The organism is Almyronema sp. (assembly GCF_052168255.1).
In the GTDB taxonomy this organism is placed as follows: Bacteria; Cyanobacteriota; Cyanobacteriia; order Phormidesmidales; family Phormidesmidaceae; genus Sphaerothrix; species Sphaerothrix epifaneia.
In genome coordinates, this window is record NZ_JBQLZL010000024.1 from 1 (window position 1) to 20548 (window position 20548).

Here is a 20548-nt window from a genome sequence, read left to right on the forward strand (position 1 = left end):
CGACCAGTTTACCCAGACTGGCATCATCCCCGGTAGCTCCATTCGCGGTCGCTTCAGAGCCGATATGCGACAGCAGGAAAAAGACTTTGAACGTTGGTATGGAGCTGAAGCTAAGACAGGAGAACCCAATAGCACCACTGAAGGCATCATGAAGTTCGAATACGCCTCAATCCTCTGGATGCCAGTTTATTGCCCCAATCAGCCTGTTGTCAGAGTATCTTGTCCTGCTTTACTCAAGCGCTATCACAAGCTAGCTACAGCCAACATGCAGACACCCACGTTCAAACCTTATAGCTACTACGGTAAGAAGTCTGGTGAGAAACTTTTCTTCAATTTAGGTTTCCTAAAATTAGGTGATAAAGACGAAAACTTGAAACACTACATTCCGAATTTTGTGTCTGATCATGATGCTTATCTGTTGCTAGTGGTTGATGACACAGATATTTCAATGATTCACGATATGGCGCTCTATCGTCAAAGTCGAGTTTCGCTAGAAACTGAACAAAAGCGATCTAAGAAGGGCGCTTTCTTCGATGTAGAGGCGTTGCCAGAAGGCACAATAATGACCTTTCCATTGGCATCCCGTAAGACTTTTCAGCAAGAGTCAGTTCAACTACAAACCTTTTTTGAGGTAGCTGGCTTTGACAAGAGCAGAGAACTTTACTTCGGCGGTCTTGAATCCGTTGGTTTTGGGCGTACACAAGTCACCTTAAAAGAGAGTAATAGCAACCTTGCTTAGCTCCTATAGCTCCAATCGACTCAGGAAGACTCCAAATGACTCAACCTAATACGCAGGAATCCGCTATTGGCTGGCAGCCCTATCACTTAGATCATGCTGCTCAGAATCTAGTCTTAGATTACAGAGATCAAAAAAATGTCCTGAATGAATCTCACAAGATGAGAATGGCGGTTGCTTACGGCCTAGAACGCTTCTGGGGTGAGCATCTTCGCTATGAACGAGAGAAAGGAACTGAAAGTCGCAACAAAGGGCTGTACTGGAAAGCGGTTTGGTGTACTTTGGCCAATATTCTTGAGCCTAGCGACATTAAACTGCCAGATGCAAAGGGGACTGTAGCCTTCGATAACACAGATGACATTAAACGCATTGCTGCTGAAATCTGGCAAATGCCATTGGATCAGCAAAAAGTGACGCTGATGGTCTTAAGTCAACTGTGTGACTCACTGGTCTGGTGGACTCAACGATATAAAAAACAAACGAGTGAGGGGTAGACAATGGTTTTTGCCCAAGCATATCAAAAGGCAGCTGCTAAGAAAGGTGAAAACACTGATGTTCCTGCTCCTTCACAGCAGATAGAAACTCATCCAGAACAAGTGCCGATGATGTATCGGGCACAGGTTCAAGGCCGTTGCAGCTTGCAATATGCCAATGACGATAAAGACCTTGAACGCTGGACAGAGGAATGGGTCAATCCACACAAAGAGACTGGACAGCCCATTTATCAGCGTGAGGAACGGCCCGTTGGTTTGGATGGCACGATTTATCGATTCCGGCTCAAGTTTCCTTGGCGTGTCTTTACTGACTGTGGCCAGGATAGTATCCTACGGCCTGCTATTGGTAAAGATGGTATACCCTTCATACCCGGCAGCAGCCTTAAGGGAATTTTTAGGCGTTTGCTTTATTCTCAAACCATAACTGAACAGGAGCAAGAGGAAGTTGAACTCTACTGTGGTAGCCAAGAAAAGACGGCTCTGCTTCGTTTTCACGGTGCCTATCCCATAGGTGACTGGGCTGGAACAGAAGTCGTTACCTCTAATCAGAGCAGTAAATCACAACATGAGATCCGCTATCGGATGGTGGATGTGGTTCATCCGCAGCAGCCTAGACAAGTTCAAGGTAAGGGGTCTGCTAAAGCGATCGCTTTGATCAGTTTCCACGAACCAACTTTGTTGTTTGAACTTAGCAGCACTCAACCTCTTGTTCTTGAAACGTGGCAGCACATTGAAGATCTATTCAAGCGTGCGCTGCGTCAGGGGTTGGGCGGTAAAACGAGTACAGGCTACGGCTTATGGGTAATTCCCAAGAATCAATATGCCTTCAATCTTTATTTGCATGGAGTCGGTGTAAGTTCGCTTTTACGTAATGGTGAGCCAGAGTTTCGTCCTAATCTCTTCAAGGCAACGCTACGGGGACATGCTAGTCGGCTGCTTGCAGGTGTATGCAACGATCCAAGTATCGTTAAAGTCAAGGTAGATGAGCTGTTTGGCTCCACGAAAAATCCTGGCAAAGTTGAGCTTTATTGGGAACTAAAAGCGTTGAACCTAGCGACTCAGGGACGGGAAAAAACGCCTATCTCTCGGGTGAACGGAGTTTTACACCTTGATGCGCCAGCACAAGATCTTGAATTTATTAAAGGTTTGGCGGCCTTTGCCTATGCAATGGGAGGCTTCGGTAAATCCTGGCGGCGCGTTTGGCACAAAGGCCCTGACGCTTGGCATCCTGGTTTTCTACCTACCTACACCACTAGAGCGATTGGTTGTCAATGGAGTGGAGATGTTTTGGATACGCCTGCGGGTAATATTCATGACGGTCAATCACTACAGTTATTTCTTCAAAATTTACACAGTCAGTGTAAAAGCTATCTGGGTATCAAGGATGCCAAAGCCATTGATTGGCGAGAAGCTTGGCATCCAAGGCGATTAGCTGTTTTTACCAAAAAAACTTCAGAGTCTGAAGCTATTAGCTTGTTCCATGATGATGTCTTTAAGACCACGCCAGCGGTGGGGGGGAGAACACCCGATCCAAAGGATACAAGACTTCGGTTCAGTTCTGTATGGCACCGTATGTTGCCGCTGACGAAAGAAAACTATCTTGAGATTGTGACAATCTTTTTTGGGCGCTACAGTGACTCCAATCCCTGGCTGCGCAATGGAGAAGATCAGCTTCCCTTCTTATTTGAAGCATTAGAAAGCTCAGGCTTTAAGAAACAGTGGGGAAGCCTGCCCAACCACTCATGAAGGCACTGTCAACTTAACTTTCCGTATCTAAATTCAAGCACTAAATTTCCGTTAATCGCCTTCGTCAGTCGTTCTAAGCGATCGCCAATAGGCGCGTAAATCGTTGCCAGTTGTTCAAGCGCTGACGCATCGTCTCTCGATATTCGGTTGCACTCTGTCGATGTTGGTGAGGATGAAAGTAACCCCGGATCGGTTCAAAGGCCGAGAGGAATCGTTGCGCGTGTCCAGGAGACTTGAAGCGACCCATGCGCCTTTCTCTATTCGAGTGGGGCGATGAGAATTCTCCGCTCGATTGTTCAACCTTCGGTGCTGCCGATGTTCGACGCCTGGAATCAGCACTTTCTTCGCCGCCCCATAGCTTTTGAGTTTGTCGGTGACGATGACCCGCGGGGCGAAGCCCGTGGATTTAAGCAGTTTGCGAAAGAACTTCATGGCTGCGCGTTTGTCCCGATGAGGCTGCATCAGGATGTCGAGGACTTGACCGTCCGCATCGACAGCGCGCCACAGATAGTACTGCTGGCCTTTAATGATAATGACGACCTCGTCCAGATGCCATTTATCATTCGGCTGGGGGCGACGGCGACGAATGGGGGCGACGGCGACGAATCTGATGGGCATAGGGCTGAGCAAACTTTTTGCACCACTGGCGAATGGCTTCATAGGTGACCTCAATGCCGCGATAGAGCATCATTTTCTCGATATCGCGAAAGCTCAAAGGAAACGTGTAGTAGAGCCAGACGCAGTGGCGAATGACTCCGATGGGAAATCGGTGGTACTTGTAGCTGACGCTCATGGACTCGTCCTGACAATGCTGACAAAGGCTACCACAGAAGTTAAGTTGACAGTGCCCTTTAAGCATCAGGGCGATCGCTTCCAAGGAATGGTTTCACTAACACCTCGACTACAGTTCATTTGCTCTTGGAACGGAAAGAGCAAATCAATCCGTAAATCTGTGTAAGCTTTGCCGGATTCTCTTTTCTCCCTGGGCAAAATTGAGTAGCTCCTTTGCCAACGTCTGCTGCTATGGATGATGCCGCCAAACAACGAGTCGAAGCTTTCCTGAAAAAATGGCAGATCACCAGCGGCAATGAGCGGGCCAACTACCAAATCTTATTTGGCGATTTATGTGAGGCATCGCGAGCATCGCCGAGCCCGAAGAAACCGTCATTGCCCCCGTCGAGCAACAAACCTTCCTCAGTTCCTTCAAAGACCAGTTTTGCGCTATATGCAACCTTATGCATACCCAGCGCAGCGAATGGACCATCGCCCAAGTCAAAAACGCCAGCCGCAAACACAAAGCTATCCAAGACTGCCTTGATACCCCACCGACCTGGGTGCGATCGCCGTCCACACCGAAGCCAACACCCTCCGCTGGTACAGCGCTGACTTGCAGAAGGCAGCCCAACTCATGTCCCAATCTTCCCTGTTTTCACAGCACAGCACAAAAGGCTTAGATTCATGACCACTTTCGACAGCACCAAGCGTCTACTGCCCGACATTCTCAAAGACATCGTGGCTGGCAAAATTCAGCTCCCCGACTTTCAACGCGGTTGGGTTTGGGACGATAACCATATTCAAAGTCTGCTAGTGAGTATCGGGCGCTCTTTTCCGGTAGGGGCCGTCATGCTGCTGGAAACTGGCGGAGCCGTCCGATTTCAAGTGCGCCCCGTCGAAAACGTCCAGTTTCCTCAAGCACCACCCGAAGCTGCCAAGCTCATTCTCGATGGTCAGCAGCGACTCACCACCTTGACGCAGGTGCTTTCTCTCGATACCGCTGTCAAAACCCGAACCGACAAAGGGAAAGCGATCAGTCGCTACTACTACATTCACATTCCGACCGCATTAGAAGGGCCGGAAGCCTTGGAGCGATCGCTAGAAGCGGTTGATGAAAGCCGTCAGAAGCGCAGTAACTTTGGCCGCAACATAGACCTCGACCTTTCTACACGGGAAAAGGAATGCCAGCAGCTGTACTTCCCCTGCAATCGCATCCTGTCTTGGTCAGAGTGGCTCCAAGACTTGAGTCGCTTTAATGGTGCAGCGTTATCGACCTTCCTGGAATTTCAGAAACAGGTACTCGATGCCTTTGGCACCTACCAGGTCCCCATTATTGAACTTAAAAAAGAAACCTCAAAAGAGGCCGTCTGTCTGGTGTTTGAAAAAGTCAACACCGGAGGCGTCGCGCTTTCTGTATTTGAACTCATCACCGCTAGCTATGCTGCCGACGGCTACAATCTCCGAGATGACTGGTACGGCAGCCAACTCCGAGGCGTCGAATCACGACAGTCTCGTCTGGCCCAAGATCCGCTCCTCTCCCAAGTCGAGGCGACTGACTTTCTGCAAGCTATCACCTTGCTCCACACCCTAGAGAAACGGCGCATCGATCTGGCAGCAGGTAAGCAAGGCAAACAAGTCGCTCCGGTGAGTGCCAAGCGCAGTTCCGTATTGGAACTGCCCCTCTCGGCGTACCAAATCTGGGCTGACAAGGTCGAGCAAGGCTTTCGATTAGCCGCTAAATTCCTACGACGACAGTCCTTCTATGCAGTGCGAGAACTGCCCTACCGTACCCAGATTGTGCCCCTTGCTGCCGTCCTGACTGAGTTAGGAACCCGTTGGCTAGAGCCCAAGATCTACGACAAATTAGCCCAATGGTTTTGGTGCGGTATTTTAGGCGAACTCTACGGCGGAGCGGTCGAAACCCGCATTGCCAACGACTTAGAAGAATTGCTGTTATGGATCAAGGATGATACCCATATCCCGCGCACCATTGGCGACGCCTCCTTTCAGCCAGAACGCTTGGATCGTCTTACCAGTCGTCTCAGTGCTGCTTACAAAGGCATCAATGTCTTGGTCTTACGGGAAGGGGCTCAGGATTTCTTCTGGAAGTCCGGTATTAATGAGCTCGATGCGGAAGAGGTGGCTCTCGATATTCATCACATCTTTCCGAAAGCCTGGTGCGAAGGCAATGGCATCCCCCGTCGCCGTTACGACACCATCGTCAACAAAACCCCTATCTCTTACAAGGCCAATCGCATGATTGGTGGGATCGCTCCCTCTAAATACCTGCAAAAAATCCAGGAGCATTCCCAAGTGCAGCTCGATGCCGCTGCCATGGATCAGATCCTCGCTAGCCATCGAATTCCGCCTCAACAGCTTCGGATCGATGACTTTGAAGGCTTTTATCAGCAGCGAAAACAGTCACTCTTATCGCTCATTGCCAATGCGATGGGCAAGCAAGTGATCGAAGCAGGTTTAGATGCCTAAAACAACGGAAGCTGCGATTTAGTGTCATTTAGTACAGTTGAGCGAGTTGCAATCTTAGGGCGATCATTTGATCGATGACGCTGTCAGAGACAGGGGTATCTGTGTTCATAGAGAGAGAGAGAAGTTTTCTTGCCTATCATGCTACGAAACGGTTTAGGCCAAGCTTTTAGAAAGTTCGCGTTCTTCAATCTCCTGAGAAACAACAACGGCCCCCCACTACTAGTGATCGCGTAAGTGATAGTTTTTCGACTCAAAAGAGCGATCGCCAGATTGCACTGATAGAAAGTAGAGTAAGATGAGGCAGCGATCGCCTTGCTTCTATAGAGTCCGAAGAAGGGATGGCCCCAGGGTTGTGCAGCTCACAAAGAATGCTTGTAAGCCCTCCACAGTACAGAGCAATAATCCCTGAGTTTAGAGCGATCGCATCCAAAAGCCGATAGGACAGTACCAGCGAGCAGCCCCTATGCAAGCGAAAGGCATGGCATGTACACACTAAATATACATTCAAAATGTACACTCAAAATAAACATGTTAAATACATGCACTCAGTTTCATGTGTATCCCATTGCAGAGGTAAGAGGCGATCGCAAGAGCAAAGTGGCTGAAACGCTTATACAGCAGTACTTTTACGGCATAATGCAAACACAGCAAACACAAAGGAAGGCTCGAAAGTATAAAAGCGATCGCATTGCAGCGTACAAAATAACAGTACGGTAACACACAAGCGTATAAGCAACACAGCGATCGCCCTCCCCCACAGTTTTTTGGAATTCCAAAAAACTGTGGGGGAGGGCGATCGCTGTGTTGCTTATACGCTTGTGTGTTACCGTACTGTTATTTTGTACGCTGCAATGCGATCGCTTTTATACTTTCGAGCCTTCCTTTGTGTTTGCTGTGTTTGCATTATGCCGTAAAAGTACTGCTGTATAAGCGTTTCAGCCACTTTGCTCTTGCGATCGCCTCTTACCTCTGCAATGGGATACACATGAAACTGAGTGCATGTATTTAACATGTTTATTTTGAGTGTACATTTTGAATGTATATTTAGTGTGTACATGCCATGCCTTTCGCTTGCATAGGGGCTGCTCGCTGGTACTGTCCTATCGGCTTTTGGATGCGATCGCTCTAAACTCAGGGATTATTGCTCTGTACTGTGGAGGGCTTACAAGCATTCTTTGTGAGCTGCACAACCCTGGGGCCATCCCTTCTTCGGACTCTATAGAAGCAAGGCGATCGCTGCCTCATCTTACTCTACTTTCTATCAGTGCAATCTGGCGATCGCTCTTTTGAGTCGAAAAACTATCACTTACGCGATCACTAGTAGTGGGGGGCCGTTGTTGTTTCTCAGGAGATTGAAGAACGCGAACTTTCTAAAAGCTTGGCCTAAACCGTTTCGTAGCATGATAGGCAAGAAAACTTCTCTCTCTCTCTATGAACACAGATACCCCTGTCTCTGACAGCGTCATCGATCAAATGATCGCCCTAAGATTGCAACTCGCTCAACTGTACTAAATGACACTAAATCGCAGCTTCCGTTGTTTTAGGCATCTAAACCTGCTTCGATCACTTGCTTGCCCATCGCATTGGCAATGAGCGATAAGAGTGACTGTTTTCGCTGCTGATAAAAGCCTTCAAAGTCATCGATCCGAAGCTGTTGAGGCGGAATTCGATGGCTAGCGAGGATCTGATCCATGGCAGCGGCATCGAGCTGCACTTGGGAATGCTCCTGGATTTTTTGCAGGTATTTAGAGGGAGCGATCCCACCAATCATGCGATTGGCCTTGTAAGAGATAGGGGTTTTGTTGACGATGGTGTCGTAACGGCGACGGGGGATGCCATTGCCTTCGCACCAGGCTTTCGGAAAGATGTGATGAATATCGAGAGCCACCTCTTCCGCATCGAGCTCATTAATACCGGACTTCCAGAAGAAATCCTGAGCCCCTTCCCGTAAGACCAAGACATTGATGCCTTTGTAAGCAGCACTGAGACGACTGGTAAGACGATCCAAGCGTTCTGGCTGAAAGGAGGCGTCGCCAATGGTGCGCGGGATATGGGTATCATCCTTGATCCATAACAGCAATTCTTCTAAGTCGTTGGCAATGCGGGTTTCGACCGCTCCGCCGTAGAGTTCGCCTAAAATACCGCACCAAAACCATTGGGCTAATTTGTCGTAGATCTTGGGCTCTAGCCAACGGGTTCCTAACTCAGTCAGGACGGCAGCAAGGGGCACAATCTGGGTACGGTAGGGCAGTTCTCGCACTGCATAGAAGGACTGTCGTCGTAGGAATTTAGCGGCTAATCGAAAGCCTTGCTCGACCTTGTCAGCCCAGATTTGGTACGCCGAGAGGGGCAGTTCCAATACGGAACTGCGCTTGGCACTCACCGGAGCGACTTGTTTGCCTTGCTTACCTGCTGCCAGATCGATGCGCCGTTTCTCTAGGGTGTGGAGCAAGGTGATAGCTTGCAGAAAGTCAGTCGCCTCGACTTGGGAGAGGAGCGGATCTTGGGCCAGACGAGACTGTCGTGATTCGACGCCTCGGAGTTGGCTGCCGTACCAGTCATCTCGGAGATTGTAGCCGTCGGCAGCATAGCTAGCGGTGATGAGTTCAAATACAGAAAGCGCGACGCCTCCGGTGTTGACTTTTTCAAACACCAGACAGACGGCCTCTTTTGAGGTTTCTTTTTTAAGTTCAATAATGGGGACCTGGTAGGTGCCAAAGGCATCGAGTACCTGTTTCTGAAATTCCAGGAAGGTCGATAACGCTGCACCATTAAAGCGACTCAAGTCTTGGAGCCACTCTGACCAAGACAGGATGCGATTGCAGGGGAAGTACAGCTGCTGGCATTCCTTTTCCCGTGTAGAAAGGTCGAGGTCTATGTTGCGGCCAAAGTTACTGCGCTTCTGACGGCTTTCATCAACCGCTTCTAGCGATCGCTCCAAGGCTTCCGGCCCTTCTAATGCGGTCGGAATGTGAATGTAGTAGTAGCGACTGATCGCTTTCCCTTTGTCGGTTCGGGTTTTGACAGCGGTATCGAGAGAAAGCACCTGCGTCAAGGTGGTGAGTCGCTGCTGACCATCGAGAATGAGCTTGGCAGCTTCGGGTGGTGCTTGAGGAAACTGGACGTTTTCGACGGGGCGCACTTGAAATCGGACGGCTCCGCCAGTTTCCAGCAGCATGACGGCCCCTACCGGAAAAGAGCGCCCGATACTCACTAGCAGACTTTGAATATGGTTATCGTCCCAAACCCAACCGCGTTGAAAGTCGGGGAGCTGAATTTTGCCAGCCACGATGTCTTTGAGAATGTCGGGCAGTAGACGCTTGGTGCTGTCGAAAGTGGTCATGAATCTAAGCCTTTTGTGCTGTGCTGTGAAAACAGGGAAGATTGGGACATGAGTTGGGCTGCCTTCTGCAAGTCAGCGCTGTACCAGCGGAGGGTGTTGGCTTCGGTGTGGACGGCGATCGCACCCAGGTCGGTGGGGTATCAAGGCAGTCTTGGATAGCTTTGTGTTTGCGGCTGGCGTTTTTGACTTGGGCGATGGTCCATTCGCTGCGCTGGGTATGCATAAGGTTGCATATAGCGCAAAACTGGTCTTTGAAGGAACTGAGGAAGGTTTGTTGCTCGACGGGGGCAATGACGGTTTCTTCGGGCTCGGCGATGCTCGCGATGCCTCACATAAATCGCCAAATAAGATTTGGTAGTTGGCCCGCTCATTGCCGCTGGTGATCTGCCATTTTTTCAGGAAAGCTTCGACTCGTTGTTTGGCGGCATCATCCATAGCAGCAGACGTTGGCAAAGGAGCTACTCAATTTTGCCCAGGGAGAAAAGAGAATCCGGCAAAGCTTACACAGATTTACGGATTGATTTGCTCTTTCCGTTCCAAGAGCAAATGAACTGTAGTCGAGGTGTTAGTGAAACCATTCCTTGGAAGCGATCGCCCTGATGCTTAAAGGGCACTGTCAACTTAACTTCTGTGGTAGCCTTTGTCAGCATTGTCAGGACGAGTCCATGAGCGTCAGCTACAAGTACCACCGATTTCCCATCGGAGTCATTCGCCACTGCGTCTGGCTCTACTACACGTTTCCTTTGAGCTTTCGCGATATCGAGAAAATGATGCTCTATCGCGGCATTGAGGTCACCTATGAAGCCATTCGCCAGTGGTGCAAAAAGTTTGCTCAGCCCTATGCCCATCAGATTCGTCGCCGTCGCCCCCATTCGTCGCCGTCGCCCCCAGCCGAATGATAAATGGCATCTGGACGAGGTCGTCATTATCATTAAAGGCCAGCAGTACTATCTGTGGCGCGCTGTCGATGCGGACGGTCAAGTCCTCGACATCCTGATGCAGCCTCATCGGGACAAACGCGCAGCCATGAAGTTCTTTCGCAAACTGCTTAAATCCACGGGCTTCGCCCCGCGGGTCATCGTCACCGACAAACTCAAAAGCTATGGGGCGGCGAAGAAAGTGCTGATTCCAGGCGTCGAACATCGGCAGCACCGAAGGTTGAACAATCGAGCGGAGAATTCTCATCGCCCCACTCGAATAGAGAAAGGCGCATGGGTCGCTTCAAGTCTCCTGGACACGCGCAACGATTCCTCTCGGCCTTTGAACCGATCCGGGGTTACTTTCATCCTCACCAACATCGACAGAGTGCAACCGAATATCGAGAGACGATGCGTCAGCGCTTGAACAACTGGCAACGATTTACGCGCCTATTGGCGATCGCTTAGAACGACTGACGAAGGCGATTAACGGAAATTTAGTGCTTGAATTTAGATACGGAAAGTTAAGTTGACAGTGCCTTCATGAGTGGTTGGGCAGGCTTCCCCACTGTTTCTTAAAGCCTGAGCTTTCTAATGCTTCAAATAAGAAGGGAAGCTGATCTTCTCCATTGCGCAGCCAGGGATTGGAGTCACTGTAGCGCCCAAAAAAGATTGTCACAATCTCAAGATAGTTTTCTTTCGTCAGCGGCAACATACGGTGCCATACAGAACTGAACCGAAGTCTTGTATCCTTTGGATCGGGTGTTCTCCCCCCCACCGCTGGCGTGGTCTTAAAGACATCATCATGGAACAAGCTAATAGCTTCAGACTCTGAAGTTTTTTTGGTAAAAACAGCTAATCGCCTTGGATGCCAAGCTTCTCGCCAATCAATGGCTTTGGCATCCTTGATACCCAGATAGCTTTTACACTGACTGTGTAAATTTTGAAGAAATAACTGTAGTGATTGACCGTCATGAATATTACCCGCAGGCGTATCCAAAACATCTCCACTCCATTGACAACCAATCGCTCTAGTGGTGTAGGTAGGTAGAAAACCAGGATGCCAAGCGTCAGGGCCTTTGTGCCAAACGCGCCGCCAGGATTTACCGAAGCCTCCCATTGCATAGGCAAAGGCCGCCAAACCTTTAATAAATTCAAGATCTTGTGCTGGCGCATCAAGGTGTAAAACTCCGTTCACCCGAGAGATAGGCGTTTTTTCCCGTCCCTGAGTCGCTAGGTTCAACGCTTTTAGTTCCCAATAAAGCTCAACTTTGCCAGGATTTTTCGTGGAGCCAAACAGCTCATCTACCTTGACTTTAACGATACTTGGATCGTTGCATACACCTGCAAGCAGCCGACTAGCATGTCCCCGTAGCGTTGCCTTGAAGAGATTAGGACGAAACTCTGGCTCACCATTACGTAAAAGCGAACTTACACCGACTCCATGCAAATAAAGATTGAAGGCATATTGATTCTTGGGAATTACCCATAAGCCGTAGCCTGTACTCGTTTTACCGCCCAACCCCTGACGCAGCGCACGCTTGAATAGATCTTCAATGTGCTGCCACGTTTCAAGAACAAGAGGTTGAGTGCTGCTAAGTTCAAACAACAAAGTTGGTTCGTGGAAACTGATCAAAGCGATCGCTTTAGCAGACCCCTTACCTTGAACTTGTCTAGGCTGCTGCGGATGAACCACATCCACCATCCGATAGCGGATCTCATGTTGTGATTTACTGCTCTGATTAGAGGTAACGACTTCTGTTCCAGCCCAGTCACCTATGGGATAGGCACCGTGAAAACGAAGCAGAGCCGTCTTTTCTTGGCTACCACAGTAGAGTTCAACTTCCTCTTGCTCCTGTTCAGTTATGGTTTGAGAATAAAGCAAACGCCTAAAAATTCCCTTAAGGCTGCTGCCGGGTATGAAGGGTATACCATCTTTACCAATAGCAGGCCGTAGGATACTATCCTGGCCACAGTCAGTAAAGACACGCCAAGGAAACTTGAGCCGGAATCGATAAATCGTGCCATCCAAACCAACGGGCCGTTCCTCACGCTGATAAATGGGCTGTCCAGTCTCTTTGTGTGGATTGACCCATTCCTCTGTCCAGCGTTCAAGGTCTTTATCGTCATTGGCATATTGCAAGCTGCAACGGCCTTGAACCTGTGCCCGATACATCATCGGCACTTGTTCTGGATGAGTTTCTATCTGCTGTGAAGGAGCAGGAACATCAGTGTTTTCACCTTTCTTAGCAGCTGCCTTTTGATATGCTTGGGCAAAAACCATTGTCTACCCCTCACTCGTTTGTTTTTTATATCGTTGAGTCCACCAGACCAGTGAGTCACACAGTTGACTTAAGACCATCAGCGTCACTTTTTGCTGATCCAATGGCATTTGCCAGATTTCAGCAGCAATGCGTTTAATGTCATCTGTGTTATCGAAGGCTACAGTCCCCTTTGCATCTGGCAGTTTAATGTCGCTAGGCTCAAGAATATTGGCCAAAGTACACCAAACCGCTTTCCAGTACAGCCCTTTGTTGCGACTTTCAGTTCCTTTCTCTCGTTCATAGCGAAGATGCTCACCCCAGAAGCGTTCTAGGCCGTAAGCAACCGCCATTCTCATCTTGTGAGATTCATTCAGGACATTTTTTTGATCTCTGTAATCTAAGACTAGATTCTGAGCAGCATGATCTAAGTGATAGGGCTGCCAGCCAATAGCGGATTCCTGCGTATTAGGTTGAGTCATTTGGAGTCTTCCTGAGTCGATTGGAGCTATAGGAGCTAAGCAAGGTTGCTATTACTCTCTTTTAAGGTGACTTGTGTACGCCCAAAACCAACGGATTCAAGACCGCCGAAGTAAAGTTCTCTGCTCTTGTCAAAGCCAGCTACCTCAAAAAAGGTTTGTAGTTGAACTGACTCTTGCTGAAAAGTCTTACGGGATGCCAATGGAAAGGTCATTATTGTGCCTTCTGGCAACGCCTCTACATCGAAGAAAGCGCCCTTCTTAGATCGCTTTTGTTCAGTTTCTAGCGAAACTCGACTTTGACGATAGAGCGCCATATCGTGAATCATTGAAATATCTGTGTCATCAACCACTAGCAACAGATAAGCATCATGATCAGACACAAAATTCGGAATGTAGTGTTTCAAGTTTTCGTCTTTATCACCTAATTTTAGGAAACCTAAATTGAAGAAAAGTTTCTCACCAGACTTCTTACCGTAGTAGCTATAAGGTTTGAACGTGGGTGTCTGCATGTTGGCTGTAGCTAGCTTGTGATAGCGCTTGAGTAAAGCAGGACAAGATACTCTGACAACAGGCTGATTGGGGCAATAAACTGGCATCCAGAGGATTGAGGCGTATTCGAACTTCATGATGCCTTCAGTGGTGCTATTGGGTTCTCCTGTCTTAGCTTCAGCTCCATACCAACGTTCAAAGTCTTTTTCCTGCTGTCGCATATCGGCTCTGAAGCGACCGCGAATGGAGCTACCGGGGATGATGCCAGTCTGGGTAAACTGGTCGCGAAAAATCAGATTCAAGTTGCCAGTTTCTTCTCCAGCGCTAGCGCCCACATGAAGGGGAGCCAACGTTTCAATGATGCCGTAGGCTTTGTGATACATAGTTTTCAGTCAGTTAAAGAGGGATAGTTAGCTATCGACAGAGAACTGAATTTAGGCGATCGCACTGGGTAAGGGCAAAGCAAGTCCACAGCCCCAGCGACTCATATAGGGGCCTTCTTTGGGAAACCACTGAGCAGGCCAGTGGTGCCAGGGTTGATCTAAGGGATCTTTGAAGACATAAACGCTTCCGGCAGGCACTGCATAACGCCCTCGTGACAGCAGCTTGGGCTGATGAGGCTGATGAATATCCTGCCCTTGATCACCTTTACGGTTACCTAAGCGGTAGCGAAAAGGAATTGGCTTTGCTGTCAAGATAGACTCTTTCACCTCAGCAGCGGCGTTATCCTGGTGGGTTACCAAATCTCGCCACGCCTCTGGATAGCGCTGAGAAAGACGATTTGAACCCCAAACAGACGGGGTAATTGTGGCAAAGGCACGGCCTAACGATTTGGGCGATAGTCGATCGCGGCGGATATGGTCTTGGAGGCAATGGCAAGTTATCTCAACCATATGTCCCTCACCACCGAAGCGATACCAACCAAGCGGCAACTTTTGATTAGACAAATAGACGAGACAGTAATCAGCATCAAGCTGAACCGCATTTTCTAAAAACAAGCTGCCTTGGTTGGATTCATCGGATGCAAGTTCGGCTCGGCCTGCAGCAACCCGACGTTGGTCAAGCTCTAGCCGGGGGTGAAGATGTGGTACAAACTTCCACGGCTTGTCTTTGCTGCTACCGCTCACTTGCTGGGGACAAGAATTGTTCCAGTCTTTGAGAGATAGCCAGGTGCCTGATTCAAATTTTCCGGTGGGAATTTTGCCATTGCGATCGCGCCAGCTCAAGCGTCCATCTTTTTCTTGCCAGGTTAGGCGGTTGCTAGCGGTGTTTTCCCCTCTTTTAACTAAATAAGTCATGGGTGTGGGCACATAAAAATCCTGATTTTCGTTGGCATCAATGGTTGTAGTCTTCGCCCAAAACGGCCCCGCTAGTTGCAAGGATTGAACATCCTGATTACCGTAGTGAGCGGCAAAAATACCCGATACCGTAGCCGCAGCAGGGGGAAAGCTGTCCCCGGCTCGTCCGACTAGGTTTTCTGGAGACAGAAAGGGGCCAGCACTGCCATAGAGGAATCCCAGGGGGTGAATGGCAATAAGAATTGCCTGCTAGTAGCCACCAGGGGCAAGTCCACTCTAGGTGTTTGCCATCGTTAAAGAGAATGCGACAGGCAATGCGATCGCGTCCAGTTCGCTTGGCAGCTTGTTCGGCCTTTCGGCAATGTTGCAACACATCGCGTTGCGGTACGTTGGGGGCAGCCCAAACAAAGCCGACGCTGACGGTAATTGGCTCGTGAGTTTGGCTCCAAATTTCAGATTTAAAGCCCGCAAAAAAATCCTGGATGCACGCCAAGGGAGTCATCTCTGGCAAAGGGGGATTGCGATAAAGCACGCCGAGAAAGTCGTCACCTCCGGCGTAAATAATGCGTCCACTTTTCTGGGTTAAACCCTTACCGAGGTCAACCTGAGGCAGATGAGTTTTGAGATTCACCCCCCAGTTACGCATATTTTCACTAAAGCGGTGTAAGACATCATCAGGTTGATTAAACAAAAAGTCACCCGCGCGATCGCCGTCTCCTTGAAACCATCCTGTCCAGCGTTTGGCCTCTTCTCGGTCGGCTTCTTCTAAAGTCTCCTCAGATTCACCAGAATTTGAGGGGTTGCGATTCAGCAGGCGATTGAGGTCTTTGAAACTAAGCGGAGTTTCAAACTTTAAGCGTTTGGGCTGAGTTGAATCTTCTCTATAATTGACGACTTGCTCATAGGTCACCAGTCGTTTCACTAGCTCTGGAATGCTGAGGAACTCGCGCGTCGTAATCGACGCTTCTCCTAGCTGTTTCATTAACTGCCCATAGAACTCTCTCACCTCGGCGTCTTCCACAGCTTGCGGGCGAGAATTGTCCAGTTAACTCCTGTCCAAGCACGGGCAAATTTAGATTCGTTCAGCGCTTCTTTAGCAGCATCCCCGGTTTCGCCTATACCTATAGCCCAGAAAAATTCCCAAGTGTGATCGATCCACGCTTGCCAAGAACGATGCCAGTAGCCGTACTCCCAACACTTGCCATTGGCCTGCTTGGGGATTTTGGCTTGAATCCAATTTTGGCAAGTCAAGACAATATCCCGCCAAGCCTGCTTAAAGGCTTGAGCCGCTTGCTGACGCGGAAATTCACCTCGAATTAAAATCTGGTTGGGCACCCCCTGGGTCACTGATATCAGCGCGGGTGAGACAATCGGATCTTCTGGCCAGTGCAGATCTTCAATCGCGATCTGAGGCTTTAAGTGATGACGAGCTGCATTACAGACCCGTTCTGACAAATAGGAAAGAATAAACGAGCTGCCATAGAGGTCACGCAGTTTGCGGGATTTTTCGATAAAGCCTTGCACGGGGGCAAAGGTAATGGCGGTATAAACGGAAGCAGTCATAGGCTCACCGAGATGGCGCAAAATCTAAGTTGCTCATACCTTAGCAAGCTACTGGAAGCAGGGTCTTCCAGTAGCGAGTTTAATGGTGGTAGCTAGTTGAGGTAGAGTCGGCTGTCAAAGTTCAACCTAATATAGGAGCCGGGTTGCAAATTAACAGCAGAACTTAAGTAATTCTTCGCCTCAGCAGAAAAAATCTTTATCTACCTGCAAGAACTTGCCATGAACCGCAACCGTATCATTGAAGCGATCTCTGACCCGACTAAGAATTTCATTGCCTTTTTTCTAGTAGGGACACTGGTGTTCACTATCGTCTCAGACGGAGTCTCTACCCTTTTCTGGCAGCGGCTGAGTCCTTGGATGGTAGAGCGCTGGGGCATGGACCAAGCCACGTTTGACCTCTGGCTAACGCTAGCGTTGATGCTGGTGCTGCTAGGGCTGACCTATTTCACTAACCTGACTCGCTGGTTGCGATCGCGGCTGCCTTTTTTGGCAATCAAGGAGATTCAGCAGGTAAATGTCAAACCGCTAGAGCGTACTTACCGAGGGTTGATTGTAGCGATGAGCCCTAGCCACGCATCTCCTGCTAAAGTCGCGATTGAGTTTCACTGGCAGCAGGAAGAGGCAAGGCAGCTAAAGCACTGCTGGATTCTCTGCACTGAGAAGTCAATGCCCTACGCAGATCAGCTCGCCAGTGAATTGGCTTTAAAAGGAGTCACCCAAATCCTGAAGCTGCACTACGGTAACTATGAGATGGCGGATCCAGAGCATCCGGGTGAAAGGCTGAGCTTACTGATACCCGATGAGCTAGTGGATGACCCGAACTACATTCAGCGGCTGGTGAATGCTATCTATGCAGATGCGGCAGAATTCTCAGAACCTTTGGCTGATGCTGAGGTAATTGCTGACTATACCGGCGGCACGAAGGGCATTACGGCGGGGATACTGCTGGCCTGTAGCCGTCCGGAGCGGCCTTTGCAATACATCAGTCAGCTACATCAGCCGCCGAGGATCATGGCGGTGGATGTGTCTTATGAGATGAAGCCGATTAAGCAAGGGCGGCGGCGTAGGAGACGCTAATCCCCCTCTCCCTAAATCCCTCTCCCACACTTGGGAGAGGGACTTGAGGAAGTTAGAGGACAAAGCCACTAGAGCTTTGAAAGATCGCGTACATACTGATCAATCTTTAACAGTGTTTCGGATAGTCGTTCTTCTACTTCGCTGGTCGAAAAACGCAGGAATACTAAATCTAATTCCTCCAATAGCGCTTGCCGTTCTCGATCACGATCGCGCTGAAGGGCATGAACCGGGCCATCAATTTCAATGACTAACCGTGACTGAGGTACATAGAAATCAACGACAAAGGAGCCAATTGGTTGCTGTCGCCGCACTTTGTAGCCTCTTTGTTTTCGCCGTAGACAGTGCCATAAAGTTTTCTCGGTAGGTGTTTGTGTTCGTCGTAGGTTTCTGGCCACACCTACCATCTTGTGCCGCATGGCAGCTGGGACATGCCATTTTTCTGGGGTTTGGTGAGCACCCATATGCTTTCTGTTGAACGATGACCATTTTCTGAAGGTGCCCCTGCTTTCAACTTCGCTCCCAAAAAGACAAACATCAGAATTGCTCCCCCTTCCTCCCAGTTTGGGAGGAAGGGGCTAGGAGATGGAGGGCGATCCCCCTTCCTTCAATTTTGGGAGAACAGGGATTTAGGGAGAGGGGGAAGACTTTGAAGTGTAGGAGTTTAATCGTGCCGTCCCTAAGAGATCGCTTTCTAGAACCGATCAACTTCGAGCTGGCTTGGGATAAAGTCGCGACGAATCAGGGCTGTGCTGGGGTTGATGGTGAGACGATTGCTGATTTTGGTCGCCGTAAGCAAAAGGCATTGTCGAGTTTGAGGCGGGCAGTGGCTACTGGAAAATATCGGCCAATGCCACTGCGACAGCTCTTTGTGCCGAAGAAAACGGCAGGCTGGCGCGAACTAGGGGTGCCCACTGTAAGAGATCGCATTGTCCAGCAGGCGCTGCTACAGGTACTCTATCCAGTGATGGAAGCTGAGTTTGAACCAGCCAGTTTTGCCTACCGTCCAGGGCGATCGCACTTGATGGCGGTAGAGCAGGTGGCTTACTGGGGCAGGCGCGGCTATGACTGGGTGCTGGATGCGGACATTGTGAAATATTTCAATAACATTCAGCACCTGCGTTTGCTCTCGGAGGTGAAGGAGCGTATCGACCAGCCCTGGCTGCTGAAGCTACTCGAAGGGTGGATCACTGCTGGGACACTGACTAAAGACGGTATTTTGCTGCCGATTTGCGGGGTACCTCAAGGGGCGGTGGTTTCACCGCTGTTGGCGAATGTGTATCTGGACGATTTTGACGAGTTGCTGACGGCGCAGGGCTGGAAGCTGGTGCGCTATGCAGATGATTTTGTGGTGCTGGGGCGCAGTCGGCAACGGATCTTAGAAGGGCAGGCAATGGTGGCGCAGTTGTTGGGGCTAATGGACTTGCAGCTCCACCCTGACAAAACCCGAATTACATCGTTTGATCAGGGGTTTCGGTTTCTGGGTCATGCTTTTGCGGGGGATGTGGTGGTGCCGCTGTCGCCTGTGCCAGCGAGAGATCGTATTCCTAAAGGGGCAAAGTCCAGCACGGAGATGAAGCTAGTCTATAGCGACTCGGGGGCAGAAACCTCAGCGATGCAGCAGGCATTAGTGGCTGCGCTGAAGCAGACGCAGCAGCCGATTCCACCGCCGTTGTTTGTGGTGCTGGGTTATCAGGTGCGGGCGGATAGCGCAGTGGAGATTGAGTCGAAAGAACTGGAATGGAGAAATGGCATGTCGAGTTTGTATGTAGTGGAGCAGGGGACTTATTTACAAAAAGAACAGGGACGCTTTGTGCTGAAAGCACCTAAGGATGAACCGCTAGAGATTCCGATTCGAGAGGTGGAGCGGATTTTGGTGTTTGGTAATGTGCAGCTCAGCACAGCGGTGATTAGTCACTGTTTGCAATTGCAGATTCCAGTGATCTTTTTGAGTCAGTTGGGGGAGTATAAGGGGCATCTGTGGAGTGCGGAGACGACAGATCTGATTGTGGAGGCGCGGCAGTTTGAGCGACAGCAGGATGAAGCTTTTCGGATAGAGACGGCGCGGGCGGTTGTCTATGGCAAGCTGTGGAACTCGAAGATCTTTTTGCTGCGGCAAAACCGCAAGCGGCAGTTGCCTGCTGTGACGGCGGCGATAGAGCGGCTGGCTCAGGCGATGGAGACGGTGGCAAACCTAGAGCAAGGGCTGACGCTGGAGCAGGTGCGGGGCTATGAGGGCATTGGCGCGACGCAATATTTTCAGTCATTTAAGCCGCTGATTACTAATCCGGGGTTTGAGTGGTTGGGGCGAAATTTTCATCCGCCGACAGATCCGGTGAATTCGCTGCTGAGTTTTGGCTATACGCTGCTGTTTAACAATGTGTTTAGCTTGCTGCTGGCGGAGGGGCTAAATCCTTATTTGGGCAATTTGCACGGGGCGGAGCGGCAGCAGGCTTATTTGGCGTTTGATTTGATGGAGGAGTTTAGGTCGCCAGTGGTGGATTCGCTGGTGATGCAGTTGGTGAATAAGAAAACGATTCGCCCGACTGACTTCTCTTGGCCCAAGAAAAATCAAGGCGTGTATCTGACTGGATCTGCTAGACGCATTTTCTTGAAGCGTTTTGAGCAGCGGATTACAGAAAATGTGACGCATCCTGATGTGAAAGAGTCGGTGACTTATCGGCGGGTCATTCAGCTACAGATACAGGGTTATAAGAAGGCTGTGCTAGGAAATTACCCTTATGAGGCGTTTCGACGGACTAACTGATGCTTGTTTTGGTGGTTTACGATATTCCGGATGATAAACGCCGTACTAAGCTGGCTACTTTTTTAGAAGGCTATGGACGGCGGGTGCAATATTCGGTTTTTGAGTGTTTTATGAGTC

At 49.6% G+C, this 20548-nt stretch carries 17 protein-coding genes and 2 pseudogenes; 9 read left to right on the top strand and 10 right to left on the bottom strand.

Annotated features, from left to right (window positions below; translation table 11 throughout):
• The 3 genes from ACTS3T_RS04235 to ACTS3T_RS04245 all read left to right on the top strand — a co-directional run.
• On the top strand, window positions 1–739 hold a 739-nt coding region (locus ACTS3T_RS04235), incomplete at its 5' end, for an RAMP superfamily CRISPR-associated protein (protein ID WP_462934808.1).
• 65 nt (window positions 740–804) lie between these two features.
• Window positions 805–1230: a hypothetical protein gene (locus ACTS3T_RS04240; protein ID WP_377968213.1), complete on the top strand. Its 426-nt coding sequence runs from the start codon at window positions 805–807 to the stop codon at window positions 1228–1230.
• A gap of 3 nt (window positions 1231–1233) precedes the next feature.
• A complete protein-coding gene (locus ACTS3T_RS04245; protein ID WP_377968204.1) occupies window positions 1234–2976 on the top strand; it encodes an RAMP superfamily CRISPR-associated protein in 1743 nt (580 codons plus the stop codon).
• A gap of 73 nt (window positions 2977–3049) precedes the next feature.
• On the opposite strand, the pseudogene ACTS3T_RS04250 reads toward ACTS3T_RS04245, so the two are convergent.
• Both ACTS3T_RS04250 and ACTS3T_RS04255 read right to left on the bottom strand, forming a co-directional pair.
• Window positions 3050–3769: pseudogene (locus ACTS3T_RS04250) on the bottom strand (IS6 family transposase).
• Window positions 3770–4076: 307 nt separating this feature from the next.
• Window positions 4077–4283, bottom strand: a complete 207-nt coding sequence (locus ACTS3T_RS04255; protein WP_377968205.1) for a hypothetical protein — start codon at window positions 4281–4283, stop codon at window positions 4077–4079.
• Between the two features lie 151 nt (window positions 4284–4434).
• Here ACTS3T_RS04255 and ACTS3T_RS04260 point away from each other — a divergent pair, with 151 nt between their 5' ends.
• Window positions 4435–6237, top strand: a complete 1803-nt coding sequence (locus tag ACTS3T_RS04260) for a GmrSD restriction endonuclease domain-containing protein (protein WP_377968206.1) — start codon at window positions 4435–4437, stop codon at window positions 6235–6237.
• Window positions 6238–7777: 1540 nt separating this feature from the next.
• Here the strand turns inward: ACTS3T_RS04260 and ACTS3T_RS04265 are convergent.
• The gene (locus tag ACTS3T_RS04265) at window positions 7778–9580 is read right to left on the bottom strand and encodes a GmrSD restriction endonuclease domain-containing protein (RefSeq protein WP_377968206.1); all 1803 of its coding nucleotides are present in this window, start codon (window positions 9578–9580) and stop codon (window positions 7778–7780) included.
• Between the two features lie 151 nt (window positions 9581–9731).
• On the opposite strand from ACTS3T_RS04265, the gene ACTS3T_RS04270 reads away from it, so the two are divergent.
• Window positions 9732–9938, top strand: a complete 207-nt coding sequence (locus ACTS3T_RS04270; protein WP_377968205.1) for a hypothetical protein — start codon at window positions 9732–9734, stop codon at window positions 9936–9938.
• 307 nt (window positions 9939–10245) lie between these two features.
• Window positions 10246–10965, top strand: a pseudogene (locus tag ACTS3T_RS04275) (IS6 family transposase).
• A gap of 73 nt (window positions 10966–11038) precedes the next feature.
• Here ACTS3T_RS04275 and ACTS3T_RS04280 read toward each other — a convergent pair.
• The 6 genes from ACTS3T_RS04280 to ACTS3T_RS04305 all read right to left on the bottom strand — a co-directional run bounded on the left by ACTS3T_RS04280 (window position 11039) and on the right by ACTS3T_RS04305 (window position 16590).
• Window positions 11039–12781, bottom strand: a complete 1743-nt coding sequence (locus ACTS3T_RS04280; protein WP_377968204.1) for an RAMP superfamily CRISPR-associated protein — start codon at window positions 12779–12781, stop codon at window positions 11039–11041.
• A 3-nt stretch (window positions 12782–12784) separates the two neighbouring features.
• Window positions 12785–13210 carry a hypothetical protein gene (locus tag ACTS3T_RS04285; protein ID WP_377968213.1) on the bottom strand — a complete coding sequence of 142 codons (426 nt, stop codon included), beginning with the start codon at window positions 13208–13210 and terminating at the stop codon, window positions 12785–12787.
• A gap of 65 nt (window positions 13211–13275) precedes the next feature.
• The gene (locus ACTS3T_RS04290) at window positions 13276–14112 is read right to left on the bottom strand and encodes an RAMP superfamily CRISPR-associated protein (protein WP_377968207.1); all 837 of its coding nucleotides are present in this window, start codon (window positions 14110–14112) and stop codon (window positions 13276–13278) included.
• 51 nt (window positions 14113–14163) lie between these two features.
• The gene (locus tag ACTS3T_RS04295) at window positions 14164–15216 is read right to left on the bottom strand and encodes a type III-B CRISPR module-associated Cmr3 family protein (protein WP_377968214.1); all 1053 of its coding nucleotides are present in this window, start codon (window positions 15214–15216) and stop codon (window positions 14164–14166) included.
• On the bottom strand, window positions 15125–16009 hold the full coding sequence (locus tag ACTS3T_RS04300; RefSeq protein ID WP_462934809.1) for a Cas10/Cmr2 second palm domain-containing protein: 885 nt from the start codon (window positions 16007–16009) through the stop codon (window positions 15125–15127). The genes ACTS3T_RS04295 and ACTS3T_RS04300 overlap by 92 nt, the downstream gene beginning before the upstream one ends.
• A gap of 20 nt (window positions 16010–16029) precedes the next feature.
• Window positions 16030–16590: a type III-B CRISPR-associated protein Cas10/Cmr2 gene (locus ACTS3T_RS04305; RefSeq protein WP_377968209.1), complete on the bottom strand. Its 561-nt coding sequence runs from the start codon at window positions 16588–16590 to the stop codon at window positions 16030–16032.
• A gap of 219 nt (window positions 16591–16809) precedes the next feature.
• On the opposite strand from ACTS3T_RS04305, the gene ACTS3T_RS04310 reads away from it, so the two are divergent.
• Window positions 16810–17667: a CRISPR-associated protein gene (locus ACTS3T_RS04310; RefSeq protein ID WP_377968210.1), complete on the top strand. Its 858-nt coding sequence runs from the start codon at window positions 16810–16812 to the stop codon at window positions 17665–17667.
• Window positions 17668–17735: 68 nt separating this feature from the next.
• On the opposite strand, the gene ACTS3T_RS04315 is transcribed toward ACTS3T_RS04310, so the two are convergent.
• Complete coding sequence (locus ACTS3T_RS04315) at window positions 17736–18128, bottom strand: endonuclease domain-containing protein (RefSeq protein ID WP_377968211.1); 393 nt, start codon at window positions 18126–18128, stop codon at window positions 17736–17738.
• 206 nt (window positions 18129–18334) lie between these two features.
• On the opposite strand from ACTS3T_RS04315, the gene cas1 reads away from it, so the two are divergent.
• The gene (gene cas1 / locus ACTS3T_RS04320; protein WP_377968212.1) at window positions 18335–20431 is read left to right on the top strand and encodes a CRISPR-associated endonuclease Cas1; all 2097 of its coding nucleotides are present in this window, start codon (window positions 18335–18337) and stop codon (window positions 20429–20431) included.
• A partial coding sequence (gene cas2 / locus ACTS3T_RS04325) for a CRISPR-associated endonuclease Cas2 (RefSeq protein ID WP_462934810.1) occupies window positions 20431–20548 on the top strand: 118 nt, incomplete at its 3' end. The genes cas1 and cas2, both read left to right, overlap by 1 nt.

Bases quoted from the DNA above. Each gene is read 5' to 3' on its own strand.
- ACTS3T_RS04260 (WP_377968206.1), top strand. From the start codon at position 4,435: ATGACCACTTTCGACAGCACCAAGCGTCTACTGCCCGACATTCTCAAA.
- ACTS3T_RS04305 (WP_377968209.1), bottom strand. From the start codon at position 16,590: ATGACTGCTTCCGTTTATACCGCCATTACCTTTGCCCCCGTGCAAGGC.
- ACTS3T_RS04245 (WP_377968204.1), top strand. From the start codon at position 1,234: ATGGTTTTTGCCCAAGCATATCAAAAGGCAGCTGCTAAGAAAGGTGAA.
- ACTS3T_RS04265 (WP_377968206.1), bottom strand. From the start codon at position 9,580: ATGACCACTTTCGACAGCACCAAGCGTCTACTGCCCGACATTCTCAAA.
- ACTS3T_RS04290 (WP_377968207.1), bottom strand. From the start codon at position 14,112: ATGTATCACAAAGCCTACGGCATCATTGAAACGTTGGCTCCCCTTCAT.
- ACTS3T_RS04315 (WP_377968211.1), bottom strand. From the start codon at position 18,128: ATGGGTGCTCACCAAACCCCAGAAAAATGGCATGTCCCAGCTGCCATG.
- ACTS3T_RS04300 (WP_462934809.1), bottom strand. From the start codon at position 16,009: ATGAAACAGCTAGGAGAAGCGTCGATTACGACGCGCGAGTTCCTCAGC.
- ACTS3T_RS04310 (WP_377968210.1), top strand. From the start codon at position 16,810: ATGAACCGCAACCGTATCATTGAAGCGATCTCTGACCCGACTAAGAAT.
- ACTS3T_RS04280 (WP_377968204.1), bottom strand. From the start codon at position 12,781: ATGGTTTTTGCCCAAGCATATCAAAAGGCAGCTGCTAAGAAAGGTGAA.